This window comes from Collinsella aerofaciens, assembly GCF_015561195.1.
GTDB classification, from domain to species: Bacteria; Actinomycetota; Coriobacteriia; order Coriobacteriales; family Coriobacteriaceae; genus Collinsella; species Collinsella aerofaciens_AC.
Genome location: NZ_JADMSU010000001.1, coordinates 219257 through 240085, shown reverse-complemented (window position 1 = coordinate 240085; position 20829 = coordinate 219257). Strand labels below are relative to the sequence as shown.

The following is a 20829-nucleotide window of genomic DNA, read 5'->3' as shown; positions in this document are numbered from 1 at the left end:
CCGTGCGTGCGGTGGTGCAGCGCGTGCTCAACGCCGGCGTGACGGTCGACGGCGAGTGCGTGGGCAAAATTGGGCGCGGCTATCTGGTGCTGCTGGGCGTGGGCCACGGCGACACGCGCGCCGAGGCCGATAAGCTGTGGGGCAAGCTCCGGGGCTTGCGCATTAACGAGGACGAGAACGGCAAGACCAACCTGGCACTTGCCGATGTCGACGGCGAAGTGCTCGTGGTGTCGCAGTTCACGCTGTTCGCCGATTGCCGTCACGGCCGCCGTCCATCGTTTACGGATGCCGGCGCCCCCGATGTCGCCAACGAGCTCTACGAGTACTTCCTGACGCTTGTGCGCGAGGACGTCGAGCACGTAGCGCACGGCATCTTCGGCGCCGACATGAAGGTCGACCTCGTCAACGACGGTCCATTCACCATCGTTCTGGACACCGATAGTCTTTAGGTTACGCGGTTTTACCAAACCGCGTAACTACTGGTCATGCGAGGTTGTCGTCTGGTACGTATTTGGGACGGGGCTTATTTAGCTACTTGCGTATGACGGCAGCAGGGTGCTATAGTATTAGAGTTTTGTCTATCTTAGGGGTATTATCCCCTTTTTGAATTGCACCTTCTGGAGGCCCTGTTCATGGAAGAGATGGAAGTCAATCACGTCGACGACATCCACGAGAAGCTGACCGATATGGTGGGCGATCGCGTTAAGGTGAAGGCCAACATGGGCCGCACCCGCGTCGTCGAGCGCATGGGCACCATCAAGAGCGTCCATCCGGCAGTCTTTATCGTCGAGGTCGACGAGCGCCGTGGCCGCAAGTCGCGTCAGTCCTACCAGTATATTGATGTTCTCACCGGCCAGGTCGAGCTGTTCGACCCCGAGAGCGGCGAGCACATTTTTACCCCGCTCGGCAATCAGCTCGAGGAGCACTAGCGGTGACCGATCGGTCCCTGACTCTTTCCGCGCCGGCAAAGATTAACCTCTACCTGGGGGTTCATACCGAGCGCGATGACCGCGGCTACCACAGGGTCGATTCCCTGATGGCAGCTGTCGGTCTTTCCGATACCGTGACGGTCACGCCGGCGCAGGCGCTGACCGTCCAGACGGTTCCGGCATCAGATTTTCCCATGCAAAAGAATACGGCGTATCGGGCTGCGGTTGCTATGGCCGAGCATTATGGTCGTGAGGCAAACATTTGCGCGACGATTGAGAAGCGTATTCCATTGTGCGCCGGCTTGGGCGGTCCCTCGACGGATGCGGCCGCGGCCATTGTCGCCTTGGCGGAGCTCTGGGGAATTGATCGCACCGACCCCGCGCTCGACGACATTGCGCGGGGCATTGGTGCTGACGTCCCGTTCTTTTTGCACGCGAGCCCTGCGTTCTACGTAGGTGGGGGAGACGTGCTGGCAACTGAGTATCCCGCGCTGCCCGCAACGCCCGTCGTGTTGGTCAAGCCGCGCGAGGCAAGCGTTTCGACAATTGAAGCCTATCGACGTTTTGACGAGACTCCAGCGCCTGCGGACAAGCCCGGAGCGATCGCATCTGCCCTTCGTTCGGGAGACGCAGAGGCGGCCTACGCGCTCGTCCACAACAACCTGGGCGTCATTTCCGCGCAGATGGAGCCGCGGATTCAAACGGTGCTCGACTGGCTTCGTTCACAGGACGGTACCATTGCCGCAAACGTGTGCGGTTCGGGTGCCTGCTCGTTTGCCATTTGCGATACTGCCGCCACAGCAGTCAATCTTGCGGCAGCCGCTCAACAAAACGGCTGGTGGGCTTATGCAACGGAGCTCATTCCCAACACGGTTCGCATCGAAGCGCCAAAGAAATAAAAATTTCTCTAGCACGCGGCGAAAATCTTTGTTACTATAGTCGAGCTAACGGGTTGTGGCTCAGTTTGGTAGAGCACTGCGTTCGGGACGCAGGGGTCGCTGGTTCAAATCCAGTCAACCCGACCAGAGCATGAGGAGGGACCGCTTCTTGCGGTCCCTTTTTTTAGCTATTGTTGTGATACCGCGACACCCGCGGTATACTCATTCGAGCTTGTCTCGCTGTATTGTGGAGGTCTACATGTTTGGACTGAGGGCTCCTGAGCTCATCATTATTCTCGTTGTTGTCCTGATTATCTTCGGGCCCAAGAACCTGCCGAAGCTCGGCAAGTCCCTCGGCTCTACCGTCAAGAATATCCGCGAGGGTATGGAGGGCGACGATAAGGGCGAAACCAAGCAGGCCGAGGACGTTGTGGTCGAGGAGTCCAAGGAGGACAAGGAGATCGCAGAGCTCGAGGCCAAGCTCGCTGCTGCCAAGCAAAAGAAGGCAGAGGACAGCGACGCGGACGCAGAGTAGTCCCATCCCTTTGGGGTGAGCACCTGACCGGCTTGCCCGCAGGCTAGCCGGTCTTTTTCGTTTTGTTGACAGTTGATCGTTACATCATAGTTGGGGAGATATCCGTATGGACGCAAGCCAGATCGTACTGACCGCTGAGGGCCGCCAGAAGCTCGTCGAGGAGCTCGCTTGGCGTGAGGGCGATTACGCCAAGGAGATCGTCGAGGACATCAAGGAAGCCCGCGCGTTCGGCGACCTTTCGGAGAACTCCGAGTACGATGCCGCCAAGGACAAGCAGGCCCAGAATGCTGCTCGCATTGCCGAGATTCAGGCCATCCTCGCCAACGCTCAGGTTGCTGCCACCACGGGCGATCTGACCGTCTCCATCGGTTCCACCGTTTCTCTGATTGATCCCAACGGTGAGGTCATGGAAGTCACGCTCGTCGGTACCACCGAGACCAACTCGCTCGAGCACAAGATCTCCAACGAGTCTCCGGTCGGCCACGCCATCATTGGTCACGGCGAGGGCGACTCCGTCGAGGTCGTTACGCCTTCCGGCAAGACCCGCATCTACACCATCGCCAAGATCGCACGCTAGACCACGGTCCCGCGTAAAGGTATGTTTTCGCTCCCTGGGACCGAATCCTGGGGAGCGTTTTAGTTTGAGGAGCTAACTATGGCAGAAAACCAGAACGCCGCCGATCAGGCATCGACGCTCAACGACGAGCGCGCCACCCGCCTGGCCAAGCGCGCCTCCCTGTTCGAGGCGGGCCAGAATCCGTACCCCGAGCACTCCGAGATCGAGGATTACGTTGCCGACATCGAGGCTAAGTATGCCGGGCTTGCCGATGGCGAGGACACCGAGGACGTCGTAAAGATCGGCGGCCGCGTGGTTGCCAAGCGCGGTCAGGGCAAGATCATGTTCATCGTCGTCCGCGACGCGACTGGCGAGATTCAGCTGTTCTGCCGTATTAACGACATGGACGAGGCGGCCTGGAGCACGCTCAAGGCCCTCGACTTGGGCGATATCCTGGGCGTGACCGGCGTGGTCGTGCGCACTAAGCGCGGCCAGCTTTCCGTCGCCCCCAAGAGCGCGACCCTGCTCTCCAAGGCCGTTCGCCCGCTGCCCGAGAAGTTCCACGGCCTCTCCGACAAGGAGACCCGTTATCGTCAGCGTTACGTCGACCTCATTGCCAACGATGATGTTCGCGAGACCTTCCGCAAGCGCTCGCAGATCCTCTCCACCTTCCGTCGCTTTATGGAGTCCGACGGTTACATGGAGGTCGAGACCCCCATCCTGCAGACTATTCAGGGTGGCGCTACGGCTAAGCCGTTCATCACGCACTTCAACGCGCTCGATCAGGAATGCTATCTGCGCATTGCTACCGAGCTGCACCTCAAGCGCTGCATCGTCGGCGGTTTTGAGCGCGTCTTCGAGATCGGCCGCATCTTCCGTAACGAGGGTATGGACCTCACCCACAACCCCGAGTTCACCACGATGGAGGCCTACCGTGCCTTCTCCGATCTCGAGGGCATGAAGGCGCTTGCCCAGGGCGTCATCAAGGCTGCCAACAAGGCCATCGGCAACCCCGAGGTCATCGAGTACCAGGGCCAGACCATCGACCTTTCCGGTGAGTGGGCCAGCCGTCCCATGACCGACATCGTCTCCGATGTGCTCGGCAAGCAGGTCACCATCGATACGCCGGTCGAGGAGCTTGCCGCCGCCGCGCGCGAGAAGGGGCTGGAGATCAAGCCCGAGTGGACTGCTGGCAAGATCATCGCCGAGATTTACGATGAGCTGGGCGAGGATACCATCGTCAACCCGACCTTCGTGTGCGATTACCCCATCGAGGTCAGCCCGCTCGCCAAGCGTTTTGAGGACGACCCGCGTCTGACCCACCGCTTTGAGCTGGTCATCGCCGGCCACGAGTACGCCAACGCATTCTCCGAGCTCAACGACCCGGTCGACCAGGCCGAGCGCTTTGCTGCCCAGATGGCCGAGAAGGCCGGCGGCGACGATGAGGCCATGGAGTATGACGAGGACTACGTGCGCGCCCTCGAGTACGGTATGCCTCCCGCGGGCGGCATTGGCATTGGTATCGACCGCGTGGTCATGCTGCTTACCAACCAGGCTTCTATCCGCGACGTCCTGCTGTTCCCGCATATGAAGCCCGAGAAGGGTTTCCGGTCCGGTGCCGCTGCCGCCAAGGCTGCAGAGGCCGGCAACGCCGCGAGCCCGTTCGTTACGTCGCTTAAGCCCACGCTCGATTACTCCAAGATCGCCGTTGAGCCGCTGTTCGAGGAGTTCGTCGACTTCGATACCTTCTCCAAGAGCGATTTCCGCGCTGTGAAGGTCAAGGCATGCGAGGCCGTCAAGAAGTCCAAAAAGCTGCTGAACTTTACGCTCGACGACGGTACCGGTACCGACCGCACCATCCTCTCCGGCATCCATGAATACTATGAGCCCGAGGACCTGGTCGGCAAGACCTTGCTCGCCATTACCAACCTGCCTCCGCGCAAGATGATGGGCATCCCCAGCTGCGGCATGCTCATCAGTGCCATCCACGAGGAGGAGGGCGAGGAGCGCCTCAACCTGATCCAGCTCGACGCTTCCATCCCCGCCGGCGCAAAGATGTACTAACTAGTTACGCGGTTCTACGAACCGCGTAACGGCTCGACGCTGCAAGCCCGCCAGAGCGGCAATCTGCCTTTCAACTTCGGCGGCATGACCAAAAGGTCAATGCCGCCTCGTTTCAAGGCACCTTGCTCACTCTGGCGGGCTTTCGCTGTCGTTGCCAGGGCATCGGCGTTGCCTTGGCTGTCAACTTGTTCGCCCTGGACGTCGCTCGCTGGCGTTGCCAAAACATCGATGTAGTCATTGGGGACGTTCTTAAATGACTAGTCGTTAGGGACGTTCTTGTTTGACTGGTCGTTTAAGAACGTCCCCAATGACTAGCCGCGGAATGAGAGTGGATAATCTCCCACTTTTGGTTTGCATGCGGGCTCAAAACGGGAGATTATCCACTCTCGTCTCGATGAGGGTTCACCGATGCATCGGCTATTGCGCATATGGCTCGCATGACAGCCGTTTCTTTTATGTTTCCTTTAGCCGTCGCTGCCTAGGATGAGGGTTAGTCGGCAGGAAGGGAGCGTCTATATGGACGACGCGAGCGATCGTGCAATCGAAGAGGACATGCTCGATCAGTTCAATTACTTTGATGATGAGGACGAGGAGTTGATCGATCGTCGCGAGCCGGCGACACTCGATACTTTCGACCTTGTTGATGAAGGGTCCGACGAGGATGAGATCGAATCGACGGAACCCCCACAGCCTTCGCGCCCCGATTCGCTATTCTCGAGAGCCCCTATGCACCACGGCGTTCGTGCCGGCGCCCTCCATATGAAAACCGACTGGCGCCAGATCGTGACGGCAGGCGATGAGCTTGCCGTCGATGCGCCGCTCACCGATAAATCATCCATCATCTGCCGCACCGGCATGCTTATGCTGGCAAGCGGAACAGGTGCCTGGCGCGTGCGCGATACCATGAATCGTGTTGCTGCCGTACTCGGCGTCACGATTCACGTCGACCTGAGTCTCCTGTCGTTTGAGTGCACCTGCATCGAAGGCGGCCACTGCTTTAACGAGGTCGTCAGCCTACCCACAACGGGAGTCAATACCCATCGCATTTGGATGATGGAGAGCTTCTTAAAGGAAATCGAGGTTTACGGGCGCCGGTTTACCGTGCATGAGTACCACGAGATGCTCAAGACCGTTGAGAGTTCAAAACCCGATTACACTCCCTGGCAACAGGGCCTTGCGGCGGCCTGTGCTTGCGGCGCCTTCGTCTTTTTGCTCGGCGGCGGCCCTATCGAGATGGCTTGTGCATTTGTGGGCGCTGGTGTCGGCAACTTTGCCCGTTCCCATATTCTCAAGCAGGGCCTTGGCCAGTTTAGCGCGCTGACGATCGGCGTTGCGCTCGCTTGCGTTTCGTATCTGCTGGCATTGCTCGGCCTTGGCCAGGTCATACCGGGGGCAATGTCGCACCAAGAAGGCTATATCGGCGCCATGCTCTTTGTGATTCCCGGCTTTCCTCTCATTACGGCGGGCCTCGACATCGCTAAGCTCGATATGCGAAGTGGCATTGAGCGTCTTTCGTATGCCGTGTCGATTATTGTGATGGCGACCCTTGTAGGCTGGATGGTTGCCGAATGTGTGGGGCTGGCGCCGGATGACTTCGCCCCGCTCGGCCTCTCACCATTGGCTCTTACGCTCTTGCGCATACTGATGAGCTTTATCGGTGTATTTGGCTTCTCGGTTATGTTCAACAGCCCGGTAAAGATGGCCGCGGCGGCCGGTCTGATCGGCACCGTGTCCAATACCCTGCGTCTGACCCTTGTCGATGCGCCGACGATGCTTCCCTTCCTGGGCCTCAGCGCGGGAATGCCTCCCGAGGCGGCTGCATTCATCGGGGCGCTCGTATCGGGCCTGCTGGCAAGCCTGGCAGAAATCAAGCTCACCTACCCACGTATCGCTCTCACGGTGCCTTCGATTGTCATTATGGTGCCGGGCTTGTATCTGTATCGCTCGATGTATTACATGTGCACCTTCGACACGGTCAATATGCTCGGCTGGTTTGTGCGTGCAGTGCTCATCGTGGCGTTTTTGCCCGTTGGCCTGGGTGTGGCGCGTACGCTCACCGACCCTCGCTGGCGCCACACCAGCTAATTGGTGCAAGGGGGACAGGTCACTTTGCACCAAATGAGTTGCGGTGAAATAGGGACTGAATTGCTGCTTAAAGGGGTAAAACAGTCCGTATTCCACCGCAACTTATGGGGTCGGGGATTATTGGTGCCCTGCATCTCCACAAACTCAACGCTTACGAAGCGCATGCGTTTCGTGCTAGGCTAATCGTATACATAGGAAGTAGTCGCAGGCGTGCGTGTTGACGGACGGGCGAGATGAAGGCCAAATGACCCCATCTCGCCCGTCTTTTTTGTTGCGGGAAGACACCGGGGCAAGCGCGCGAGCGACGGACAAAAAGAAAGGATTGCCCACTTTATGCCTACTAACAAACGAGAGAGCCTGATCTTCACCTTTAGCATGTGCTTCTGCATGGTGCTCTGGATGTCCATCTACAACGTTGCCCGCACCGTCGGCGCGCTCAACATGGAGGTCCTGTCCGAGGCATGGCTCGGCTTTCCCGTTGGATACATCTTTGCCATGCTCTGTGACTGGTTTATTGCGAGCCCGATTGCCAAGAAGGTCGCGTTTAAACTCTTCGTCAAGCCTTCGACCTCGCCGCGCTTCATCCCCGTTATCGTGAGCACCTGCATGGTCGTCCCCATGGTCATCATCATGTCCCTCTTTGGCGTGATCGAGGCTGGTACCCACATGCCTGGCGGCGTGATGTCCGTGCTGCCCAACCTGCCGCAGCTTTGGATCCAGAACATCGGTTGGAACTTCATCATGGCCTGGCCGTTCAACATCATCGTGGCCGGCCCCATCGTCCGTGCACTCTTCCGTCGTGCGTTCCCCATCGGTACCGTCCTCATGCAGCCGGCCAAGCAGCCCGAGTGCGCCCATACGCACACGGCCGAGCCCGCGCCCAAGGCTATCCTCTCGGCCTAGCGCGCTTGCTCACGCAAGCAACCACAAAAGTACCCGGCAATATTGTGGCGGTCCAAGCTGTCGCGGGAGGCCGACTCCAACGTGGCGGTTTTGCAATCGAGGTTCGTGCTGTTAACATAGTCCCACTATGGGTAAAGAGACCAAAGCGCCGCCACGAGTGGCGCTTTGCGTTTGAAAAAACTAGCTCGTCTAAGAGGAACTAGCATGTTAGACCGTTTTACCGATCGCGCGCGCAAGGTCATGTCCATGGCCAAGCAAGAAGCGCTCGATCTTCACTCAAATAAGGTGGGTACCGAGCACCTGCTGCTCGCACTCGCCAAGGAGGACGAGGGCATTGCCGCCGAGGCACTGCGTTCGCTCGACATCTCCTACGATGACATCATGGATACTCTCAAAGATGTCCAGACCACGGTCCCCGAGCCCAGCGAGGAGACCGAGGCGGCCAAGCTCGCCTTTACGCCGCTCGTCATTAGCGTGATGGAGCGTTCATTCCGCGTGGCGCGTGAGAACAACCAGACGTATGTGTCGACCGAGCACCTGCTCATCGGCATCGTCGAAGAGGGCAACGGCATGGCCATGGACATCCTCATGCGCCTGGGTGTGTCGTCCGCCTCCATCAAAAAGGCTATCGAGAAACTCACCGCTAAGGACCAGGATAAGAAGCGTCCGCTCGCTGGTGCCGGTGCCGGGCGTCCCGGTACGGGCCTGCCGTTCTTTAGCGGCTCGGATGCCTCCCAGCAAAAGGGGAGCGGTACCGATACACTTAGGCAGTTCGCGACCAACCTTACGCAGAAGGCGCACGACGGCGAACTCGATCCGGTGATCGGCCGCGAAAAGGAAGTCCAGCGTATGATGGAAATTCTTTCGCGTCGCACCAAGAACAACCCGCTCATCCTGGGCGACCCTGGCGTGGGTAAGACGGCCATCGTCGAGGGTCTGGCCCAGCAGATCGCCGCCGGCAACGTGCCCGAGAACCTCATGAACCAGAATATCTGGACGCTCGACCTGCCGGGTCTCGTTGCGGGCGCCAAGTATCGCGGCGAGTTCGAGGAGCGCCTCAAGAACGTGATCCAGGAGGCAACCGAGGCCGACGACGTCATCCTGTTTATCGATGAGATGCACACCATCATCGGTGCCGGTTCCGCCGAGGGCTCCATCGACGCGAGCTCCATGCTCAAGCCGGTGCTCGCGCGCGGCGCCTTCCAGATTATCGGTGCCACCACGGCCGAGGAGTTCCGCAAGTACCTCACCAAGGACCCGGCCTTCGAGCGCCGCTTCCAGACCATCGATGTCGAGGAGCCGAGCGTCGAGGATACGGTCAAGATCCTGACCGCGCTCAAGCCGCGCTACGAGGAGCACCACCACGTGCGCTATACACAGGGTGCCATCGAGGCCGCCGCGAACCTCTCCAACCGCTACATCCAGGATCGCTTCCTGCCCGATAAGGCAATCGACCTCATCGACGAGGCCGGTGCCCGCGCTCGCATCGCCGCGAATCGCGCGCCCGAGCCGGTGCGCGAGGCCGAGCATCGCATCGAGGAACTCAAGGCTGCCGCACAGGAGGCTACCGAGAGCGACGACATGAACAAGGCCGCCGAGATCACCGAGCAGCAGAAGGCTGCCGAGATTGAACTCGCCGAGGCCAAGGCTGCCTGGACCGCCGAGCTCGACGCCAGCCCGCTCACCATCGATGTGAGTCAGATCGCCGATATCGTGTCCGTGACTTCGGGCGTGCCGGTGTCCTCGCTTACCGAAAGCGAGAGCCGTCGCCTGCTGCAGGCCGAAAGCGTGCTCAAGACGCGCATTATCGGTCAGGATGAGGCTGTCGAGGCCGTTGCCAAGGCCGTGCGCCGCAGCCGCTCGCCGCTCAAGGATCCGCGTCGCCCCGGCGGCAGCTTTATCTTCTTGGGTCCCACCGGCACGGGCAAGACCGAGCTCGCCAAGACGCTCGCCGAGTACCTCTTTGGCAGCAAGGACGCACTCATCAGCTTCGACATGTCCGAGTTCGGTAGCGAGTTCGAGGTCTCCAAGCTCATCGGCAGCCCTCCGGGTTACGTCGGTCACGATGAGGGCGGCCAGCTCACCAAGGCCGTTCGTCGCCACCCGTACTCGGTCGTGCTGTTCGACGAGATCGAGAAGGCGCACCCCGATATCTTTAACATCCTGCTGCAGGTGCTGGAGGAGGGCCGCCTGACTGATAGCCAGGGCAAGACGGTCGACTTCCGCAATACCGTGATCATCATGACGTCCAACGTGGGCGCCCGCGAGATCGCACAGGATGCGAGCGTTGGCTTTGGCACCACCGGCGAGCAGGGTCTCACGTCGAGTGAGATCCGCGGCCGCGCGATGGGCGAGCTCAAGCGCCTGTTCCGCCCCGAGCTGCTCAACCGTATCGACGATATTGTGGTGTTCCAGAAGCTCTCGGGCGAGAATCTCACCAAGATCGCGCACCTGCTGGTGGACGATCTGCGCCAGCGCCTGATCGCTAACGGCATGAATATCAAGCTCACCGATGCGGCCTATGACAAGATCGTGGCCGAGGGCACCGACCTCACCAACGGTGCGCGTCCGCTGCGCCGTGCTATTCAAAAGCTCATCGAGGACCCGCTGTCCGAGGAGCTGCTGGCCGGCGAGTGGGGCGAGGGCGATACCGTCCTGTGCGACGTGGCCGATGGCAAGTTTGTCTTTAGCCACGGCACGGGCGAGATCCCGGCACCGCGTCCGGCGGGCACGCTCGGTGGTGATACCGCCCCGGCGGCACCGCACACTGGCAACGCCGCGCCCGTGAGCGGCGGCGTGACCTCGGGCCCCGGCGGCATGATGCAAGCCGGTTCCGGCGCGCTGTAGGGATTGAATATAACCTTGCATGATGGGGGCGTTTCCGATGGAGGTGCGCCCCTTTTCTTGTAGAGAAGAGTTTCCGGTAACGATAAAATAATTGAAAAAGTTCTGCTGGATTGCAAAAGGAGTTACTATGGCGAATAGCGCTCAAAGAATTGAGATGTCGTTCGATAACATGAGAAAAATCGGAATGGTTCTTTGTGCCGTGCTGGTACTTATTGCCATCGCTACCATCGCCGTCTTTGGTTCGGCATTTGTTGTTGCATGCCAAAGTATTTTGAACGGCGCAGTGGTAATCGAGGGGGTCGTTGAGCTTGGTAAGGGCGGCAGCATCGCGCTCCCAAACTTGGCGCTATGGGCGGTTTTGCTCCTTGCAGGGGAGTTCACATTGTTAAGCATCAGCTTCGATGTCGCCCGTCGTCAATCGCCTTTTACTATTCGACATGCACGGATGATTACCGTTATTGCTTGCCTATTTGCAATCAATGCCGTGATGGGCTCTCTACAGATTGGTAGCGATTTAAAAATAATGATGGGCAATTGTATGTTGAGCTGTCGTATGAATTCCGCTCTCCTTCAGATTGGTGACTCAGGCATCACGTTGGATGTGGGATCCATCATTGCAATGATGGTCGCTTTCGCTTTGTCAATCTTCTGGCGCTATGGGGCGCTTTTGCAGTCCCAGTCTGATGATTTGGTCTAGGTGATTGACCATGGATTATCTCATTATTGAGGTTGAGACACTTTTGCTTAAGACCGGGAAAACAAATGCCGATCTAATAAGAGCGACTGGGCATACGCCAGCTAACATTTCTAAAATCCGTAATGCAAAAATTAAGGCTATACGCTTGAAGACATTGCTCGATATCTGTGTTGAGTTGGATTGTCAGCCGGGAGATTTGATCCGTCGCGTGAGTGAAATAGAACTTGAGGAACTTACCATCGCGCGTGCGCGGAATAAGATTTTGCAAAGACGCAATCCCGACCCTTCCGAGATATTGCCTACAGAGGTTTACGTAGTAGATCTTTCTAAGGAATAACAAAACAGAATAAGAAGACAAGAAGACAAATACGTATGCATGCAAGGCTCCTACCGCAAACGATCGGTAGGAGCCTTAATTTATTTAGAAAAAAAAGTTCTTGAAATCATAAGGTTATCGATATACGATAACGGAGTATTAAAACAGACGATAAATCGAAAGTAGGTAATTATGAACTGGGTAATCGATCCGTGTAGCAACGTGCAGGGTGGCGGTGGTGGCTGCCGCAATTACCACCCGTGTTCGCGCTGTAGCTGTTTTGGCGTATATGTTCATTTCTAGCAACGCGAACGTTAATGCTGGTTAAGACAGCAGAGGGCAAGCAGCGTGGTCGATAACTGCCATCCATCGGCCGCGCTGCCTTTTAATGAGGTTCATGAAACATGGGTAATGTGATTTCAATCAAGGATCTATCAAAACGCTACGGCAAAAGTTGGGCGTTGTCTGATGTTTCATTTGATATAGATGAGGGCGAAGTGTGCGCTCTCGTTGGGGAGAACGGCGCGGGGAAGAGTACGTTGATTGATATTCTCCTCGGTTTGCTTAAGGCAACGAAAGGCTCAATCAGTTTTTTCGGCGAGTCTGGGAGAACAGGTCTGGCAAGAGCACGCAGAAATATCGGATTCGTCCCCGACGGCTGTGGGGCATTCTTGAACTTAACCGGTCGAGAAAACTTGATCTCACGCTGTATCGAGTGGGGGTTGCCGAAAAGTGAAGTTAATCGAGTGCTCACTGCCGTTGGCCTAGAAAATGCGGCGGATGCATCGGTAAAACAATACTCGCTCGGCATGAAGCGTCGTCTGGATATCGGAACGGCTCTTCTGGGCAACCCGCAGCTACTCATCATGGATGAACCCATAAACGGGCTCGATCCAGTGGGTGTGATTGAGGTGCGTGATCTCCTACTGTCGTTGAAGGACAAACGGGATAAAACGGTGCTCATCTCAAGCCATAACCTAGATGAATTGGAGAAAGTTGCGACATCTTTTGCTTTTCTCCATCAAGGCAGACTTCTCGTTAAGGAAGAAAACTCCTACAAAGACAGAAGTCTGGAAAAGCGGTTTTTGGATTTGATCGGGGAGGCAGATAATGCAACTTCTGCGACTGATTAGATGCGAAGCCCGTCGGTTGCTCAGAAATCCAGCCTTTTTCGTGTTGTTGATCTGGGGAATTTGGATTGTTAAAGATGTCTGTAATCCAAATATGTATGGGACTTATGGAACATCTGATTTAGGGGGAGTCAGCAAACAGATTGGTTTCTTTGCAAACATCCTCGACAAGACTGACCCGGCTGGTTCGGCGGTTCGGACGGCACTATTCATGACCTACGAGTGGTTTTTCGTTCTAGTCGGATGCATTGTTATTTCCTGCGCCATGGATTATCAAAGCAGGTCTTCTGAAGTGACGTATGCAAAAGGGACGGGTGTAGCAAAGGCCGTTGTCGCAAAGTGGCTTGTTCTGACGATTGCAACTTCAACAGCGTTCAACCTGTTTTCGGGATTCACTCTCTTCAAATCTCCGCTTGGCTGCTATGTGGATGGGCGGGTGTTTCTTGATAGATACTTGCCCGTGTTGCTTTTGATTGATGCTATTTTGGCTGCATTAGTAGCTCAGTCGATGGCAGTTTTCTATTTACTTAGAAATGCACCGCTTAGCATTATGTTGGTGTTGGTCGGGACGCTGCTCGCCTCCGATGAATATACGCTGGTGGTCTTTTCCAATCACGCATCGACGCTAATTCCCTGGTGGCTCTCAGTCGGACCATACTTACGCCATCTTGGAAATCTGTGCTTTCAAGGCCTAGCCATTAACCAGATCATTCTTTTCTCTGTTATTTGCACCGTTGTTTCGTTGCAGCTCGGGGTCATGGGAATCAAAGCGAGGAGGGGGTAGAAATGCGCTGCGAAGATATGATTAAGGCTGAAGCCTATCGAGTTATGAAGAGCAAAGCGCCTCTTCTGCTGATTGCGGCAGGTTTCGTACTCGCATTGCTTTATTCTGTGTCTTATGAACCATGGAGAGCCTACGGAACGAGCGATTGGCTTGGCGACGGTGTTATGGGCTTCTTTCCAAACCCACAATATGGTTTCGGGGGAATTCCGGGAGACCTCGTTAAAGATGGAGCTCGCTACCTTTCCGCTGTGGCACCGCTTGCCCATTCTCTGTTCTTTCCTATTGTTGCTGTTCTCGTCATCGGCTATGCGTTTCGAACTCCGATAACGGGATCTCAATGGCTTGTTTCCTATGCAAGGGGAATGAAAACAGTACAGTTGTTGGTTGCAAGGACTCTTGTCTCGATTGTCACGCTTGTCGGTGGTTTTGTTCTCTTTTCGATACTCGTTGGTGCGGTCCAAAGCGCGAGTGGCACAGGAATGACGATGGATATGATCGGAGAGTTTCTTCTTCGGCTGTCTCTTGCTGCCTTGATTTGCGCAACGTTATGCCTGCTGCTCGTCTTGGCCATCTCGCTCTTTGGAAATGGCGCGTTTGTTCTATCGTTCATCATCCTGCTGCTTTATTTGGGGTACGGGAATCCAAATATGCCACTGCACTTGACATGGCTGGCGACCCTTGCGTCCCCGCGGCCAATTCAATTCATCGTACCGGGGACGTTGCTATTTGTAGCGCTGGCAACAGTCGTTCCCATTGTCATCCTCGGACTTTGTTGGGCTATCAAGGGTGCTATCAGAAAACGGAGCATATAAATGAAAGAGTCTGAATTTAACGTTATTGAAGAGAATGATGTGAACGGTATCACTATCTACAATACCCAGTCTGGTGGCGTTCTCGACCTTGACGCCGCGCACACGAATGAGCTGAATTTATATCGCAAGGGTGCCGCCGCCTTGGATGGTGATTTCGAAGAGGCCCTTAAGATGGGTGGCATGTTGGTAGATGACGATGTTGACGAGCGGCGAATGTTGATGCTTGAGAGTTTGTCGGCAAGGTTTGCAAATGACTATTTAGGACTGACGATTGCTCCAACGCTGGCATGCAATTTTAGGTGTCCCTACTGCTATGAAAAGGGCTGCTCGCGCCCCACTATGTCAGAAGAGACAATGACGGATATCGCAGAATTCGTGCGTTCCGGCTATCCCGGGATCAACGATCTTCACGTTGACTGGTATGGAGGCGAACCCCTGCTCTGTGTGGACATGATCGAGCGACTGACAAAAGAACTGAGAGGGGTGATTAGGCCAGGCGCTACTTATTCTGCCGGAATGGTAACGAACGGATATCTCCTGACGCGAGAAATTGCTCAGAAGCTTGCTGATTGTCAGGTCGGTTCGGTTCAAATCACTATCGATGGCTCAAAGAGGGATCATGATTCGCGGAGGGTCCCGGCCGACGGTCGTCCGACATATGATGCCATTATCGACAATATAATCTCATGTGCCGATGTTCTTCAGATTACCATTCGCGTGAATGTCGATGAGTCCAATAGCAAAGAGGTCGATGCGTTGATTGACGAGCTTGACGCTAAAGGGCTTCGCGGTAAAGTCGCGATTTATCTTGCTGCGGTCGACAATGTTAACGAGACTTGCTCAAATGACATTCATTGTTTTTCTCAGCGTGGGTTCTCTCAAGTTGAAACGTTCTTTATGGATAAAGCTAGCGAGCGCGGATTCAACGTTATTCCGTTTACGCCGTATGAACCAGGTGTCTGCTGTGCGGTTTCCCTTAATTCGTTTGTCATCGATCCGCTTGGTAGACTTTTTAAATGTTGGGATGAGGTTGGCAAGGGCGAGTGCGCCGTTGGAAATGTTCGAGAAGGTGTGAAAGCCAATTCGAACTATTTGAAATGGATGGAGTATTTACCAAACGACCCAGTATGTGGCGAGTGTGTAATGTTTCCGGCTTGTATGGGCGGATGTCCCCACGCCGCGATGGAGGGTCAGAGAAAATGCGCGAGCGTTAAATTCAATGCTAGGCAGAGAATGCGGTTGGCTTGTAATTATCAGTATTCGCATGGGGCAAATCACGATGTTTAGATTTTGGAAGATATATCTCCTCCATAAGCCAAGGCTTTATGTCTATCTGTTTCTCGATGTCTTGTCTCAGCTTTGCAGCCTTGCTGAACCATATTTGTTGGGACTGACTGTAAATGTGCTGGCTGCAAAAAATGTCCTCGGTATTAGTTTGCGGACGCTAGCCTTATGTATTTTCGCGATTGGCGTGGTCGCCATTGTGGGGTCGGTGTTGGCCTATTGGACTTCCCTAATCTATGTCGACCTTCAAGCGCATGCGGGATATCAACTTAACGCTGACACACTTGAACACGTCAAGCGTTTGCCCCGGAAGTTTTTCATCGGATTTGATGCGGGCTATTATAATCAGCAAATCAATCACGATTCAAACGATCTCATAATATTCGGAATAACATCGGCGTCAAATATCATTGGCGGTGTTGCAACGATTATTTGTTCCTTGATTATGTTGATGAATATAAACATTGCGATGGCGATTGCTTGTCTAGCCTGCATCGTTACGGGGGCAATAGTTTATCGATTGTTTAGTGGGCTGCTGTTCAATCGAGGCTTTGAGTTTCAAGAAAAGACCGCTGCTTTCTATGGGACTCTCCAGAGCCAGCTGGAGAGCGTCTCCTTTCTTCGTCGCCATTCATTATTCGATTTCTATTCCTTGAGGCTGCAGAAGGCTTTTGATGGTCTTTATCCAGCTATATTGGCTAACCAAAAAGCCGGATCACGGTTCGAACTTGCGAATCAGTTGATTTTTTCCTTTGCGCAGTTCTGTTTGCTTGCGATTGGAGGCTGTGAGATTGTCGCAGGCAAAATGCCGGTTGGTTTTCTGCTGACGGCATTGAGCTATTACTCGAGCGCCAATTCTGCTCTGGTGAACTTGCTTTCTTGGGGCAAAAGCTACCAGGCGAGCAAGGTGAGCGCCCAACGCCTTAAGCGCCTTTGGGCAATGGATGAAGAGGCGAACGGTTCTGTCCGCATTGGTTCTCCTGTTTCACTTGTGTGCAAGGGCCTGTCGATTTGTCGCCCTGATACCGATCGAATCATAGATTATCCAGAGCTCATCTCGCTTAATCGAGGAGTCTTATACGGCGTGTCGGGTGCAAACGGAAGCGGGAAAAGCACGCTTCTCGATGGCATGGCTGGTCTATATCCCGATGATTGCGTTGGGACTATTGCTTATGACGAGGTTGATTTGAGCCAGATTGATTCTATAAATCTACGCTCGTATGTCGTTGGTATTGCCGAGCAAGAACCTGATATCGTTAACGGAACACTCAGAGAGAATCTGACGCTACTCGCGGGCGATAGTTGTCCAATTCTTGAAGTCGGGCGACTTGTAGACCAGTTTGGTCTGACCAAACTGGTCTCAACACTTCCCAATGGTCTTGATGGGGTGCTGGACGAGCAAAACCATAATATATCGGGTGGTGAGAAGCAGAAGATTGCGATTATTCGTGTATTGCTTAAGGACTCACCCGTCATGTTATTCGATGAACCGACGTCGGCTCTTGACGGAGCGAGTAGGGCAGCGTTCATTGATATTCTGCAACAGAAGAAAGAAGATCATATAGTGGTTGTTGTCTCGCATGATCCCGAGTTGCTTGAGGCTTGCGACGAAGTGATTGAACTGTAAAAGCTTGTGCATGGCGCTTCGTTGCGGGGCTTATTGCCTGTGGATAGCGAATTGCAGCTGATGTGGGCAGTTATCCCAAACATGTATCAGCTTATTTTATTGACTAATTCTACAACGGCAAAACCGGTCCAATAAGTGCTTCTGTGTCGAGACATCCAGTTGCTTGACAACTTGCTATACTTAATTCAAGAGGTTTGTATAGCACACAAGGAGGCAAGGTTATGGCAACGGCGTTGCTCGACAGACATTCCGCCCAGATGAATGTGCGCCTCGATTCTCAACTCAAGGAGGCGGGAGATGCGGTGCTTGCAAGCCTCGGCATGACGCCGTCCCAAGCGGTGAGGGAGCTGTGGCAGTACTTGACCGAGAACGGTCATATGCCCATCGCAAAAAGGAACAATGACGAAGTTCCGCCCGATGACATACGGTCGAAGGCGAGTTCGTCCCATGTCTCGGAAGGGGCTGCGTTAGTTTCGAATTATTACGAGCGGTTCTCGATTCAGAGGCCGAGCGCCGATGAAGCCTTCGATTACGACGAGCTATACGACCAAATGATGAGCGAGAGATTCAGCGATTGGATCGAATCATGAGCGGCGTCAGAGCGAAACGCACACTCAAACTGCTAATCGACACGAACGTCTGGCTCGACTACTTTCTCGGCTGCACGAATGCGACCGAGTCAATTGTCGAGCTCTTTTCTCGTGCGGCAGAAGCGGAAGATATCGTTCTCTTCTCGTCCTCCCTGTCTGTCAAAGATGTCTATTACATCTTGGGGAGGACGATGAAGGCCGACGCCCACCGCGTGGGAGCTCTCACTCCCGAAGCCATCGCCGCTGCCGACGAGACGGCGTGGGCGTGCGTTCGCCTGATTCGGCAAAAGTCGATTATCGCCTCGGTCGGAGCGGACGAGGTGTTCGATTCCTTTGTGTTCAAGCATCATCACAATGACTTTGAGGACGATCTTATATTGGGTGTCGCCAATCGTATTGATGCCGATTATGTGGTGACAGAGGATAAAAACCTAATCAAACATACCAACGGCGTATGCATTGACGCGCACCAAGCGCTGAGGTTAGTTGGAGAGGCCAGCGGACCTTCTACGATGCCCATCTAACCTACTTCATCTTGATAAAGTAGCGTTTCCCCGCCGTTAGCCGATGATGCGAGGGCGCTCGGCGTTTTCGACTGGTTTATGCACGCAAAGTCTGGGAATATACAAGTCGCATGTCTTACTGTCTAACCAGTTGCGCCAAGGAGGCACCATGGATTACAAGATCACCGGCTACGAGCCCGCCCAGCTGTTCCATTTCTTTGAGGAGGTCAGCGCGATCCCTCGTGGGTCTGGCAACGAGAAGGGCATCAGCGATTTCCTGGTTGCGTTTGCCAAGGAGCGCGGCCTCGATGTGTACCAGGACGAGGTCTACAACGTCATCATTCGCAAGCCGGCTTCTGCCGGCGCCGAGAATGCTCCGACCGTGATGCTGCAGGGCCACATCGATATGGTGTGCGACAAGTTGGGCTCTGTTGCGCACGACTTTACGACCGACGGTATCGACCTGGTCGTCAAGGACGGCGTCCTCACCGCTAACGGCACCACCCTGGGCGCCGACAACGGTATCGCCGTCGCTCTGATGCTCACTGTTCTCGATGACGATTCGATCGTTCACCCCGCCCTCGAGTGCGTATTCACCACCGACGAGGAGACTGGCCTGGTCGGCGCCGAGACGCTCGACAAGTCCCAGATTAGCGCCCGCACCATGATTAACCTTGACTCCGAGGAAGAGGGCGTTGCCACCGTCAGCTGCGCCGGCGGCGTCGTTGTTACCTACACCTGCCCCATCGTGCGCGAGCACAAGACCGGCAGCACCCTCACGCTCGACATCTCCGGCCTACTGGGTGGTCATTCCGGCAACGATATCAACCTGGAGCGCGGCAACGGCAACCTCATCATGGCCCGCATCATCGACCGCCTGATGGTCGCCGGCGAGCCCGCCATCGTCAGCTTTAACGGCGGCACTAAGGACAACGCCATCAACCGTGAGTGCAAGGCCGAGCTGGTTTACGCCGATCACGCTGCCGCCGAGGCCGCGGCCCAGATCGCAAAGGACATCATCGCCGACGTCACTGCCGAGCTCGAGGTCTTCGACCCCGGCTTTACCTGCAACGTCGAGATTGCCGACGACGCCGAGGTCGAGGCCATGGGCCAGAAGTCCGCGCTTGCCCTCATCCGCGCCCTGCGTCTTGCCCCTAACGGCGTGATTCGCCGCAACGTCGCCACCGATGGCTCCGTCGAGGTTTCCTCCAACATCGGCGTGGTTGCCACTTCTGACGACGAGGTCAAGATCATGCTGTCCCCGCGCTCCTCGATCACCTCGCTGCAGAACGAGTTCAAGGACCGCCTGCAGACGCTGGCCGATGTCTTGGGCTTCGACGCCAAGTTCGAGTTCGAGTATCCCGGCTGGAGCTATGCCGAGCATTCGCCGGTCCGCGACGTCTTTGTCGAGAGCTATCGCGAGCTCTTTGGCTCCGAGCTGCGCATCGAGTCCATTCACGCCGGCCTTGAGTGCGGCCTGTTTGCCGAGGCCCTGCACGGCCTGGACGCCATCGCCGTGGGCCCGACGCTCTCCGATGTCCACACCCCGGACGAGAGCATGGAGCTCGCTTCTGCCGAGCGCTTCTACGAGCTGCTCATCGACGTCCTCAAGCGCCTCGCTGCGTAAAGGTCGCCTTGGTTAAGCCGCTCTAAAACGGCTGGCTATGAAAACGGCCGCCTGGCGTAATGCTGGGCGGCCGTTATTCGTTACAGCGCCAAAATCCCCAGATGCTCAAGCAAGATCTTAAGCCCGATGAGGATGAGCACGACGCCGCCCACGATGGTGGCGGGCTTTTCGTATCGCGCGCCAAAGGTATGGCCAATTGCCACGCCGGCAACGGAGAAGATAAACGTTGTGACGCCGATAAGCGATACGGCGGGAACGATGTCGACCGAGAGCGCGGCAAATGAGATGCCAACGGCTAGGGCGTCGATTGAGGTGGCGATGGCGAGGATCATGTACTCGCCCAGGTCAATCTTTTCGGCATCCTTGCCGTCGCCTTCATCCTCGTCCTCGGTAAAGGCTTCCCACAGCATTTTGCCGCCGATAAAGGCCAAAAGGATAAAGGCAATCCAGTGGTCGATGGGGCCGATGATACCCATAAACTGGCTGCCAAGCGCCCATCCGATCACGGGCATGCCGGCCTGGAAGCCGCCAAAGAACAGGCCGAGCACCACGGCGACCTTAAGGTTGATCTTCTTCATGCCAAGGCCCTTGCAGATGGAAACGGCAAAGGCGTCCATCGAAAGGCCAATGGCGAGCAGCACGAGCTCTACGAGTCCCATAGT

At 55.7% G+C, this 20829-nt stretch carries 20 protein-coding genes and 1 tRNA gene; 20 read left to right on the top strand and 1 reads right to left on the bottom strand.

Features of this window, described 5'->3' with window-relative positions; genetic code table 11:
- Nucleotides 1–2: 2 nt before the first annotated feature.
- The 20 genes from dtd (at nt 3) to I2H81_RS00985 (ending at nt 20167) form a co-directional block, all read left to right on the top strand.
- Nucleotides 3–449, top strand: coding sequence for a D-aminoacyl-tRNA deacylase (dtd, locus tag I2H81_RS01080; RefSeq protein WP_138374740.1), 447 nt, complete (start codon nt 3–5; stop codon nt 447–449).
- A 183-nt stretch (nt 450–632) separates the two neighbouring features.
- Complete coding sequence (locus I2H81_RS01075; RefSeq protein ID WP_006234957.1) at nt 633–929, top strand: Veg family protein; 297 nt, start codon at nt 633–635, stop codon at nt 927–929.
- Between the two features lie 2 nt (nt 930–931).
- On the top strand, nt 932–1828 hold the full coding sequence (gene ispE, locus I2H81_RS01070) for a 4-(cytidine 5'-diphospho)-2-C-methyl-D-erythritol kinase (RefSeq protein WP_271817466.1): 897 nt from the start codon (nt 932–934) through the stop codon (nt 1826–1828).
- 49 nt (nt 1829–1877) lie between these two features.
- Nucleotides 1878–1954 (top strand) — tRNA-Pro (locus tag I2H81_RS01065).
- Between the two features lie 112 nt (nt 1955–2066).
- On the top strand, nt 2067–2342 hold the full coding sequence (gene tatA, locus I2H81_RS01060) for a twin-arginine translocase TatA/TatE family subunit (RefSeq protein WP_152073393.1): 276 nt from the start codon (nt 2067–2069) through the stop codon (nt 2340–2342).
- Nucleotides 2343–2448: 106 nt separating this feature from the next.
- A complete protein-coding gene (greA, locus tag I2H81_RS01055; protein WP_117655963.1) occupies nt 2449–2919 on the top strand; it encodes a transcription elongation factor GreA in 471 nt (156 codons plus the stop codon).
- A 78-nt stretch (nt 2920–2997) separates the two neighbouring features.
- The gene (gene lysS / locus I2H81_RS01050; protein WP_195644204.1) at nt 2998–4962 is read left to right on the top strand and encodes a lysine--tRNA ligase; all 1965 of its coding nucleotides are present in this window, start codon (nt 2998–3000) and stop codon (nt 4960–4962) included.
- Nucleotides 4963–5478: 516 nt separating this feature from the next.
- Complete coding sequence (locus I2H81_RS01045) at nt 5479–7047, top strand: threonine/serine exporter family protein (protein WP_229107986.1); 1569 nt, start codon at nt 5479–5481, stop codon at nt 7045–7047.
- Nucleotides 7048–7380: 333 nt separating this feature from the next.
- Nucleotides 7381–7950 (top strand): DUF2798 domain-containing protein, encoded by a 570-nt coding sequence (locus I2H81_RS01040; protein ID WP_195644202.1) that lies wholly within the window; start codon nt 7381–7383, stop codon nt 7948–7950.
- 204 nt (nt 7951–8154) lie between these two features.
- A complete protein-coding gene (locus tag I2H81_RS01035) occupies nt 8155–10797 on the top strand; it encodes an ATP-dependent Clp protease ATP-binding subunit (protein WP_195644201.1) in 2643 nt (880 codons plus the stop codon).
- A 127-nt stretch (nt 10798–10924) separates the two neighbouring features.
- Nucleotides 10925–11494 carry a hypothetical protein gene (locus I2H81_RS01030; RefSeq protein ID WP_118260136.1) on the top strand — a complete coding sequence of 190 codons (570 nt, stop codon included), beginning with the start codon at nt 10925–10927 and terminating at the stop codon, nt 11492–11494.
- Between the two features lie 10 nt (nt 11495–11504).
- The gene (locus I2H81_RS01025; protein ID WP_117629262.1) at nt 11505–11831 is read left to right on the top strand and encodes a helix-turn-helix domain-containing protein; all 327 of its coding nucleotides are present in this window, start codon (nt 11505–11507) and stop codon (nt 11829–11831) included.
- A 383-nt stretch (nt 11832–12214) separates the two neighbouring features.
- Nucleotides 12215–12943: an ABC transporter ATP-binding protein gene (locus tag I2H81_RS01020; RefSeq protein ID WP_195644200.1), complete on the top strand. Its 729-nt coding sequence runs from the start codon at nt 12215–12217 to the stop codon at nt 12941–12943.
- On the top strand, nt 12921–13724 hold the full coding sequence (locus I2H81_RS01015; RefSeq protein ID WP_195644199.1) for a hypothetical protein: 804 nt from the start codon (nt 12921–12923) through the stop codon (nt 13722–13724). Before I2H81_RS01020 ends, I2H81_RS01015 begins: the two co-directional genes overlap by 23 nt.
- A gap of 2 nt (nt 13725–13726) precedes the next feature.
- Nucleotides 13727–14536: a hypothetical protein gene (locus tag I2H81_RS01010; RefSeq protein ID WP_195644198.1), complete on the top strand. Its 810-nt coding sequence runs from the start codon at nt 13727–13729 to the stop codon at nt 14534–14536.
- Nucleotides 14537–15823 (top strand): radical SAM/SPASM domain-containing protein, encoded by a 1287-nt coding sequence (locus I2H81_RS01005; protein ID WP_195644197.1) that lies wholly within the window; start codon nt 14537–14539, stop codon nt 15821–15823.
- Nucleotides 15816–17447 (top strand): ATP-binding cassette domain-containing protein, encoded by a 1632-nt coding sequence (locus I2H81_RS01000; protein ID WP_195644196.1) that lies wholly within the window; start codon nt 15816–15818, stop codon nt 17445–17447. The genes I2H81_RS01005 and I2H81_RS01000 overlap by 8 nt, the downstream gene beginning before the upstream one ends.
- Before the next feature lie 221 nt (nt 17448–17668).
- The gene (locus I2H81_RS00995; protein WP_195644195.1) at nt 17669–18037 is read left to right on the top strand and encodes a type II toxin-antitoxin system RelB/DinJ family antitoxin; all 369 of its coding nucleotides are present in this window, start codon (nt 17669–17671) and stop codon (nt 18035–18037) included.
- Nucleotides 18034–18561, top strand: a complete 528-nt coding sequence (locus I2H81_RS00990) for a type II toxin-antitoxin system VapC family toxin (protein ID WP_195644194.1) — start codon at nt 18034–18036, stop codon at nt 18559–18561. Before I2H81_RS00995 ends, I2H81_RS00990 begins: the two co-directional genes overlap by 4 nt.
- Nucleotides 18562–18709: 148 nt before the next feature.
- On the top strand, nt 18710–20167 hold the full coding sequence (locus I2H81_RS00985; protein WP_195644193.1) for an aminoacyl-histidine dipeptidase: 1458 nt from the start codon (nt 18710–18712) through the stop codon (nt 20165–20167).
- A gap of 80 nt (nt 20168–20247) precedes the next feature.
- Here the strand turns inward: I2H81_RS00985 and I2H81_RS00980 are convergent, their stop codons facing one another.
- The gene (locus I2H81_RS00980) at nt 20248–20826 is read right to left on the bottom strand and encodes a manganese efflux pump MntP (RefSeq protein ID WP_195644192.1); all 579 of its coding nucleotides are present in this window, start codon (nt 20824–20826) and stop codon (nt 20248–20250) included.
- Nucleotides 20827–20829: the final 3 nt, after the last annotated feature.